The sequence below is a fragment of the Arthrobacter sp. 2RAF6 genome, from assembly GCF_052115205.1.
In the GTDB taxonomy this organism is placed as follows: domain Bacteria; phylum Actinomycetota; class Actinomycetes; order Actinomycetales; family Micrococcaceae; genus Arthrobacter.
This window is the reverse complement of sequence record NZ_JBFRGF010000051.1, coordinates 22,000-30,278: the sequence shown is the minus strand read 5'-3', so window position 1 is coordinate 30,278 and position 8,279 is coordinate 22,000. Positions and strand designations below refer to the sequence as shown.

9 protein-coding genes are annotated in these 8,279 nt (G+C 61.5%); 1 reads left to right on the top strand and 8 read right to left on the bottom strand.

The features are described from left to right. The 6 genes from AB4Z38_RS23265 to AB4Z38_RS23240 all read right to left on the bottom strand — a co-directional run. Nucleotides 1-400: Gfo/Idh/MocA family protein (locus AB4Z38_RS23265; RefSeq protein ID WP_441431893.1), on the bottom strand; the 400-nt coding region annotated here is incomplete at its 3' end. Between the two features lie 344 nt (nucleotides 401-744). Further along, nucleotides 745-1,671 (bottom strand): sugar phosphate isomerase/epimerase family protein, encoded by a 927-nt coding sequence (locus AB4Z38_RS23260; protein ID WP_441431892.1) that lies wholly within the window; start codon nucleotides 1,669-1,671, stop codon nucleotides 745-747. 81 nt (nucleotides 1,672-1,752) lie between these two features. Continuing rightward, nucleotides 1,753-2,673 (bottom strand): ABC transporter substrate-binding protein, encoded by a 921-nt coding sequence (locus tag AB4Z38_RS23255; RefSeq protein ID WP_441431891.1) that lies wholly within the window; start codon nucleotides 2,671-2,673, stop codon nucleotides 1,753-1,755. A 6-nt stretch (nucleotides 2,674-2,679) separates the two neighbouring features. Continuing rightward, on the bottom strand, nucleotides 2,680-3,441 hold the full coding sequence (locus AB4Z38_RS23250) for an ABC transporter permease (protein WP_441431890.1): 762 nt from the start codon (nucleotides 3,439-3,441) through the stop codon (nucleotides 2,680-2,682). After that, nucleotides 3,438-4,088: an ABC transporter permease gene (locus AB4Z38_RS23245; protein ID WP_441431889.1), complete on the bottom strand. Its 651-nt coding sequence runs from the start codon at nucleotides 4,086-4,088 to the stop codon at nucleotides 3,438-3,440. The genes AB4Z38_RS23250 and AB4Z38_RS23245 overlap by 4 nt, the downstream gene beginning before the upstream one ends. Beyond that, a complete protein-coding gene (locus AB4Z38_RS23240; RefSeq protein WP_441431888.1) occupies nucleotides 4,085-5,146 on the bottom strand; it encodes an ABC transporter ATP-binding protein in 1,062 nt (353 codons plus the stop codon). Before AB4Z38_RS23240 ends, AB4Z38_RS23245 begins: the two co-directional genes overlap by 4 nt. Nucleotides 5,147-5,719: 573 nt before the next feature. Here AB4Z38_RS23240 and AB4Z38_RS23235 point away from each other — a divergent pair. Continuing rightward, nucleotides 5,720-6,832 carry a LacI family DNA-binding transcriptional regulator gene (locus AB4Z38_RS23235; protein ID WP_441431887.1) on the top strand — a complete coding sequence of 371 codons (1,113 nt, stop codon included), beginning with the start codon at nucleotides 5,720-5,722 and terminating at the stop codon, nucleotides 6,830-6,832. A gap of 348 nt (nucleotides 6,833-7,180) precedes the next feature. Here the strand turns inward: AB4Z38_RS23235 and AB4Z38_RS23230 are convergent, their stop codons facing one another. Together AB4Z38_RS23230 and AB4Z38_RS23225 are read right to left on the bottom strand one after the other, a co-directional pair. Beyond that, a complete protein-coding gene (locus tag AB4Z38_RS23230) occupies nucleotides 7,181-7,579 on the bottom strand; it encodes a DUF202 domain-containing protein (protein ID WP_441431886.1) in 399 nt (132 codons plus the stop codon). After that, on the bottom strand, nucleotides 7,576-7,947 hold the full coding sequence (locus AB4Z38_RS23225) for a YidH family protein (protein ID WP_441431885.1): 372 nt from the start codon (nucleotides 7,945-7,947) through the stop codon (nucleotides 7,576-7,578). Before AB4Z38_RS23225 ends, AB4Z38_RS23230 begins: the two co-directional genes overlap by 4 nt. Between the last annotated feature and the right edge of the window lie 332 nt (nucleotides 7,948-8,279).

Here is an 8,279-nt window from a genome sequence, read left to right as displayed (position 1 = left end):
CGGCCGTCTTCAACAATGCCAGGCCGGATTCGCGGTCCAGGGAGAACGGCTTCTCGGTCCAGACGTGCTTGCCGGCGTTGACGGCCGCGGTGGCCACCTCGACGTGGGCGGCCGGGATGGTCAGGTTCACGATGATCTCGACGTCGGGATGGTTCAGGGCCGCGTCCACGCCGCCCCATTCCGGGATGCCGTATTCCTTGGCCCGCGCTTCCGCGGCTTCCTCGAAGAGGTCCGCGATCACGAGGACCTCCAGGTCCGGGAAGACCGTCAGGTTGTCCAGGTAAGCCTTGCTGATGTTGCCTGCGCCGATGACGGCGACACCCACTGGGCCTTTGCGTGCTCCGGCGTTTGCAGCGGTGTAACGGATGTCCGCTATGGTGCCCGGGGCGTCTTCGCGCATGGCATTTTGGTGCGTGTACGACTGGATTGAGTGATCGGGGGAAGTCATAAGGTGGATTCTCCTCGGGGGTGTCGGGTTGGAGTAGGTGTCTCGATGCGGGGCTAGCCGGCCGATGAAGCGGCGGGGAGGCGTCCGGTTCCTGGGTCCGCGGGGTCGTTGAGCCGACGCGTGCGGTGGTCCGGTATTGTCACCCACGCAAGGGGTATTCCTGGCGCCCGGCACTGGCGTGCTATTGGCTCTCGTGGATTGTTTTTGGCCTGCAGAGGGAACTGCCGACGGATCGTCTCGGGACGGCGCGCGAGAGGTTCGGACAAAAGCGCATATGGCGTTCTGCGGCCAGCCCGCTAGATGCCGTTCAGTTCAAGAAAGGACTTGGCGGCTTTCATCTCGGCAATTGGCGATGCGACGGCATCGAGTTCGAGGAGTCGAACCCCTCGGCCTTCCGTCTGTTCGTACAACTTGGCCCAATTGGGCCAGTCCACGACGCCGGACCCGAGCGCGCACATGTAGTCCTGGTGCTGATTGTGGATGGTCGAATGGTCGATTGGAAACCCTGCCGGCATGCGTCCGAGGGCGTCTTTCCAGTGCGCGATGACGACGCGTTCCGCGTGCGGGGCGACGACGTCAATTGCATCGCCCCCGGCGAGTGTGATGTGCGCGGTATCGGGGCAGAAGTACACATATTCGGGGTCTGTCAGGGTGAGAATCAGATCAATGTCGCGGCGGGTGCAGAAGGTGGAGTGTGCCTCCGTGTGGAGGGCTGTCTTGACGCCTTTCCGCTGGGTTGCGTCTCCGACAACATGGGCAATGTCGGCCACGGCGCTTGCAAACTTGGCATCGACAAAGAAGGGAGGAGCCGCATCGCGGGAGTTTCGCATGGGAAGTCCGACGACGAGCGTGTCGCCTCCGGCATCAGCGACGAATTCTGCGAGTTCTTCGGCTTTGTTCAGTTCTGCGCCAAGGTCGGCCCCGGGGGTCCAGCCCGATCCGGAATGGTAGCTGCTCTTGAGCTTGAGTCCCCGTGCCGTGAGCTCGTCGCGGAAGCCCTTGACGGACCCGAAAGCATCGATGGCCGAGGACTTGTCTGCCGGGGGGAAGGTCATTTCAAACGATGACATTCCGGCCTCGTTCAGGGCGTCAAGGATCTTTGTCCAGAGCGCGACAGGGTCCTTGTGCCGCAGTGCCATGATGTCGTCGTAGCTGCCCACGCCCCAGAAGGATGGGTGGTAGAAGGTGATGAGGTCGACTGCGTACTCGGGGGTCGTTTCCATGGAAGTCCAATCTGGGTGAAAAGGGTCGTTCGCTGCGGCCTCGTTGCTCCGCCCTGGTGGGCGGAGCAACGACGAACCGCATTAGTGCTTGATGCCGGCGTCGGTCAGGAATTCTTTCGCGACCGAGGCGGTGTCCTTCTTGTCGACGGTGACTTCGGCGAGATATTTGGTCAGGTTTTCGGTGGTGAGCGCCTTTGAGACGGAGTTCAAGGCGTCGGAAACCGCTGGTGTTGCCTTTTCTTTCCGAATGAGCGGGACGATGTTTTCGGCGGCAAAGAGATGCTTGGGGTCATCAAGGACGACAAGCTTCTGTGATTCGATGGAAGCATCGGTCGAGTAGATGTTGGCGACCTGGATCTGATCGTTCAGGAGCGCGCCGAGGGTGAGTGGACCGCCCGAGTCAAGTCCCTTGAATCCTTTGAAGTCGATGCCGTAGACCTTCTTGAGCCCGACGAGGCCGACATAGGTCTCGTCCCATCCGGCGCCCGCGCCAACAGTCAGCTCGTTGCCTACCGGGGCGAGGTCAGTGATCGACTTGAGGTTGTACTTCTGAGCGGTTGCGGGAGTTACGGCGAGGGTGTCTTTGTCCTCGGCGGCGGACATGTTCAGTGTCTGTGTGCCCTCCGGGAGGACTCCCTGCAAAGCCTTGTACACCTGGTCCGAGGTGGTTACGCCTTCTGGCGCGCCACCCTTGACCAAGGATGAGTAGAGCGCGCCGGTGTATTCAGGAAGAAGGTCGATGGAGCCGTCCTTCAAGGCCGCGAGGTAGATGTCGCGCGCGGCTATGTCGAAGTTTCGCTTGACGCTTACTCCTTGGGCTTCCAGCGCCTGGGAGTAGATTTCGCCCAGCAGCTCACTCTCGGGGAATGCTGCCGAACCGATGGTGACTGACGTTGAGGACGCGTTGGCCGTGTCCGCTGCCATCGGATTTCCCGCGCAGCCTGCCAGAGCGGTCCCCATCAAGACGGCAACTCCGGCCGCCGCGTATTTCTTGAATGACATCTTGAATTACCTCTCAGTTATCGCCGCGGGAAGTATGTCCCGGACGGGTGTCTTGTTAAGACCGGATGGTTTCTTCTGGTTCTTTGAGTTGCTTAGTGCCCGTCCCGTGACGCCGGGCGAAACCAGATATTTCTGGAGCGTCTCAAAGGCGAGGTCGATGACAATCGCCAGTGCGGCGACGAGCACTCCTCCGGCAATCACGCGATCGTATTGGTTCAGGCTCAGGCCGTAGATGAGGGGTTGTCCCAATCCGCTCAGGCCGACGTAGGCCGCTACCGTCGCGGTGGCAATGACCTGCAGGGCTGCGCTCCTGAACCCGCCGATAATCAGTGGCAGGGCGATGGGAACCTCGACACGAAGGAGGACTTGCAGGTTTCGCATGCCCATGCCGCGGGCTGCGTCAACGGTTGCACGGTCAACGGCCTGAAGGCCGGCGTATGTTGAGGTCAGGATGGGAGGGATTGCCAAGACGACGAGAGCGATCATGACGGGTGTTTCGCCCAGTCCCATGATGATGACGAGCAAGCTGATGAGGCCGAACGTCGGTAGCGCGCGGCCGGCATTTCCGACATTGATTGCCAGGAACGCGAACCTGTTGGTGTGACCGATGTACAGACCGACAGGGATTGCCACGGCGGCGGCTATCGCCAAGGCAATGAATGTGTATTGCAGGTGTGCGCCGATAAGGGCCGGAAAGTTGCCCTCGGGACCAATCGTCCAGTTGGCGGGGTTGAACAACCAGGGAATATCGCTTCTGTTGGCGCTCATCGGGTCTTCCCTCCAAGCCGGGTCCAGGGCGTGAGTCTTCTTTGGAGAGCAACGATTGCCAGGTCACAGACGGCGGCCAGAGCAATCGACAGGACGACTCCCACAATGACGGGTTCCAGGTAGTGCAGTTGCAGACCCCGTGTGAAAAGGCCTCCGAGGCCACCGACTCCGATCAGGGCTCCCACGCTGACTATGCTGATGTTGGACACAGCTGCAACTCTCAGGCCGGCCAAGGTGACCGGCAGGGACATCGGTAGTTCGACACTGAAAAGACGCTTCAGTCTGCGGTAGCCCATCGCTGTTGCCGCCTGGGTCACGGTCGGATCGACGGACCGGAGCCCGTCTGCGACCACCCGCACCATGAGTGCCGCTGTATAGATGGCCAGTGCGACCACGATGTTGATCGGATCCAGGATCTTGGTCCCGATAAGCCCGGGTAGGACGACGAACAGGGCAAGGGAGGGGACGGCGTAGATGACCCCGGTCAGGTTTGTCACCGGTTGATAAAGCCGGTTGAATCTGACCGCCAGGTAGCCCAACGGCAAGGCGGCCAGGACGCCGATCGCGAGGGGAACGAGTGCCAGAATCACGTGCTGGAGCAGGGCCTGGAGGACTACGGCCTGGTTGTTTTGGAGATACTGGATCACAGCGTTGTCCTTACCTTGTGGAGGCGGCGTTTTCCTAGCTGCTCGAACAGCCCTTCGTAGGACAGCACCCCGTCGGCGACGCCGGCTTCGTTCACGCGGACGGCCAGTCCTACCGGCGAGCTGATGACGACGTCCGTTACCTGACGCAAGGAATCAGACTCTGCGAACGTGCCACTGATGGCGGAAGGGTGACTGGTTGATCCGATCCCGGGACCCGCCCATCCCACCGGTCGCTGGCGTTCATCAACGACTAGAGCCAGCCCCCTTCCTTCGAGTGAGTCAAGGGATTCGATGACCAAATCCCGTGCAGTTTCAAAGGAAAGGCTGCGGAATCCGCGATCGCGTCCGACAAAGGTGGCGACGAACTCGTTCGCGGGGTTTTCGAGCAGCTGCTGCGGTGTGGCGAACTGGGCAAGGTGGCCTTGTTCGCGGAAGATCGCGATGTGGTCACCCAACCTGATGGCCTCGTCGATGTCGTGGGTGACCAAGGCAATCGTCTTGCCGATCTCACGCTGCAGACGGAGGAACTCCGTCTGCAGCTCCTCCCGGACGATCGGATCGACGGCGCTGAACGGTTCATCCATGAGCAGCACCGGCGGATCGGAGGCCAGTGCCCGTGCCACGCCGACGCGTTGCTGTTGTCCACCGGAAAGCTGGACAGGGTACCGCGTGGCAAAACTGCTGGGGAGCCCCACCCGAGCCATCAACTCAATGGCGGCGCGCATGGCGTCGCTCCTGTTCACGCCCAACAGTCTTGGCACCGTTGCGATGTTCTCCGCGATCGTCCTGTGGGGAAACAGTCCGGCATGTTGGATGACGTATCCGATCGATCGACGCATCACGGCAGGATCCTGGGACATGACATCTGCGCCATCGATCAGGATGCGACCGGACGTGGGCTCGACCATGCGGTTGATCATCCGAAGGGACGTGGTCTTTCCGCATCCGGAAGGGCCAACAAAGACTGTGATCTTCCCGGAGGGCAGCATCAGATCGAGGTTGTCTACCGCGGTGGTGCCGTCCGGAAATACCTTGGTAACCCCGTCAAACTCGATCACCGTCGTTCTCCCGTGGGGACGTCGGGTGAGCCATGAACTACACGAGAACGCCTCCCTGTGGGATCGATGACGGCTGGCCCTTCCGGGCCCGCCGTCGATACGGTGCGGAACTTGATCATGTGTCTCTCCTGCTTTCTTCAACTCAGGGCCGCCGGCGTTGGGTACAACGAACCCACCGGCTTGGTGAACCAGTTACCGGCAGATCTGCGCCGGCGACCTCATTCAGTCGATACGGCCCGCCCTGGGGCTGGGTTGCTGAACTAAATGGCACGGTTTCTTGGCCCGTAATTCACCCGGCACTCGCCAGATGGTTCGAGTCCCGCAGGAGGCGAAGCGCGGTGCCCGCTGACAGCAGGCCCAACACCGCTTCCCACGGTGATTCAGCCACAGTCCGACCGCCTTGTTAGGCATCCTGTGGGGGCTGACTTCGCGATACGGAGTGGATATTCCGGGTATCGCAGCCAAGATTTCTATCTAGTAAAACTCACTTGCCATCGGATGGGAAGAGTTTTGACCAAAAAAATTTAAACGCTTAAATTTGCTGTAACATCTTGCTGTAACGAGGGAGTTCATATGACCAAGCGCCCCACCTTATACGACGTCGCCGAACGGGCAGGCGTATCGATCGCGACCGTGTCCTTCGCATTCCGACAGCCTCACAAGATCAAGGAATCCACACGCATAACCGTCGTGGAGGCGGCACGGGAAGTGGGTTACATGCCCAGCGCCAGCGCACGCGCCCTCGTGCGAGGGAAGGCCGGCGCAATCGGACTGTTTGCCCTTGACCCCGTTGGGCACGCCGGAACCGAGGCGGTAAGAAATGCCTCATCCCAGCCAGCCGGCGGTGTTTCCCGGGAAGCGGTGGAAACCGGTTTTCCGGATGATCCCAACGAAGACTTCCGACTGTTTCCGCTGTATCACGACGAAGTCCAACGCGGCCTGGAGATGGAATGCCGCCGGCGAGGCTACGTCGTGATAGTCGGCGAAGGCAACAACGCCAGCACCGAGGCCGACATCGCCGAAGTCGCTAGCCGCGTGGACGGGGTGGCCGTGTTCCCGAACACCCTCAGTGGCGAAATGCTGCGCCTAATCTCCAAGCAGATGCCTGTGGTTGAATTATCGAATCCCATCGAGGACAACGGCCTGCACCGCGTTTCGGTGGATAATGCGGCGGCCATGAAGTCACTGACTGCACACCTGATCCAGCACCACGGCCTCAGGGACATCGCGTTTGTGGGGCCACTCGGCTTCCCCGACAAAGAGCACCGATACAAGGGCTACACCGATGCCATGATCGAGGCTGGCTTGCCTGTACGCACGATTCCTACGCCGGACGAGCAAGACCCCATCCAGGATGTACGCCGAACGATTCAAGAGCTGGAGGCCAAGAACGAGCTACCCCAAGCATTGGTCTGCTCCATGGACGCAGAGGCTCTTCTCTACATGGATGCGCTTTCCCAAGCAGGCATCGACGTTCCAGGTCAGGTAGCAGTGACCGGCTTCGACGGTCTGGTTGCCGGCCTGGTCAGCCGGCCTACGTTGACTACAATCAGGCAGCCGATGTTCGCCCTCGGATGCGAAGCGGCGTCGATCCTCATCGATGAGGCCTCCGGTCCCAGCACGAGACCCGTCGCAAGAGAGCTGCCGGTCAAGATCGTGCTCCGCGAAAGCTGCGGCTGCGGCTGAGCCTGCACCTTCCGGGCCGGCAAACTGGAAATCGAGACGAAGGGAGGGGTTCCGTCTGCGCTGACGACGGGATACTCCCCGAATCCGATCCGATGGCCGTAGTGACGAGTTGCCCGCCACGCAATAGGCAACTGCACTCCGGCGCCAGGGTCTGAAGGGCAGAGCTATTCGGAGGAAACCTACATGGAGGTCCACCAGCAGGGGCGCGGCGGACGGCCTCGTTTCCCAGGTACTCTCGGGGCCCGATTGCCCAGTGATCGGCGAGGACCTGCTGGTCATGTCTGTGGCGGATGCATAACTGCGGTATTTGCGGTTCGGGCGTGATGCTGGCGAGTCGACCACAAAGACCTATGCGCGCGGGGTCACACTGTATCCGCTGTGTCCTTGCAGGGAGGTTTCGGTTCGCTTGCCCAGCAAGATCGAGGGGCAGGTCACCGCGGCGGGAGCAAGCAGTGCCAGAGTCACGGTTAGGGTGGGGGCTGCGGACGGGGGAGGGGTGCCCGTGCGAAGGACGTGGCTTCGCTTGAGGACGCAGCCGGCGATGATCGCCGTTGCTGCGACTGCCACCGCGGCTGCGATGCCGAGTCCGAAGGCACGGCCGTCGATGTTTCCGCCATGGCGGGTCAGGGCGGTGGTCCAGGCGTGCCCGATGAAGAGGCCGGAGACGGTCATAGCCAGCATGGTTCGGCGCCACGCTACAGATGTCCGCTCGGGTTGGAGCCCGGGGTCCCGGACAGGGGTAGTCATCGGGCCAGGAGAATCAGAGCAGCGATGACGGCAGCGACGGCCGCGACGACAATAGCCATTAGCCCAAGCGGCCAGGCGTGTGGGAGCTCGCGCTTCTTGCGCATCGCCTGCTCCTGAAGGGACCAGCGACGGTACGCCTCGATGGCCAAGAGCGCGCCGATCACGGCGACGGCTAGACAAAGGAAAATTCGGATCGGTGTGGGGGCGATTTGCGGGGTGAGTTGGTCGATCGCAATAGAGCCTGCAAGGTTCGCCATCGAGGTGCGGATCCAAGCCAGGAAGGTGCGCTCGTTGGCGAGTGAGAACCGGTAGTCCGGCATCTCGCCTTCGCGCCGCCAGCGTGGCTCTTTCAGTGGAAGCTTACTCACAGGGCTCCCGATCCCAGCACTGTTCTCGAGAATCCTCGGACGGTAGAACCTGGGCAAGGAACCGATGCGCCCGCCACCTTCTTCCACAGAAGAAACTGATTGCCGCCCATTGGACGGCGCCAAGTGCGTTGTGAGCCGACACCCTCCGCCCCGTGGCCGTCTTGAGCCCAGCGTTCATGATTTCTCCTCCCGAGGATTGCCGCGGGTTCGATGCCTGCGGGATGGTCCGCCGTCACGTTGTGCAGCTCGGATCGGTCAGCACGGATGTTGTAGGGTTCCCAGTCCCGCCCGTCCTCGCGGACAATCTTCCACTGTCCGTTGCGTCCGCCCGC

Excerpts from the sequence above, each read along its gene's own strand:
- AB4Z38_RS23255 (WP_441431891.1), bottom strand. The coding sequence starts at position 2,673 with ATGTCATTCAAGAAATACGCGGCGGCCGGAGTTGCCGTCTTGATGGGG.
- AB4Z38_RS23260 (WP_441431892.1), bottom strand. The coding sequence starts at position 1,671 with ATGGAAACGACCCCCGAGTACGCAGTCGACCTCATCACCTTCTACCAC.
- AB4Z38_RS23235 (WP_441431887.1), top strand. The coding sequence starts at position 5,720 with ATGACCAAGCGCCCCACCTTATACGACGTCGCCGAACGGGCAGGCGTA.
- AB4Z38_RS23230 (WP_441431886.1), bottom strand. The coding sequence starts at position 7,579 with ATGACTACCCCTGTCCGGGACCCCGGGCTCCAACCCGAGCGGACATCT.
- AB4Z38_RS23250 (WP_441431890.1), bottom strand. The coding sequence starts at position 3,441 with ATGAGCGCCAACAGAAGCGATATTCCCTGGTTGTTCAACCCCGCCAAC.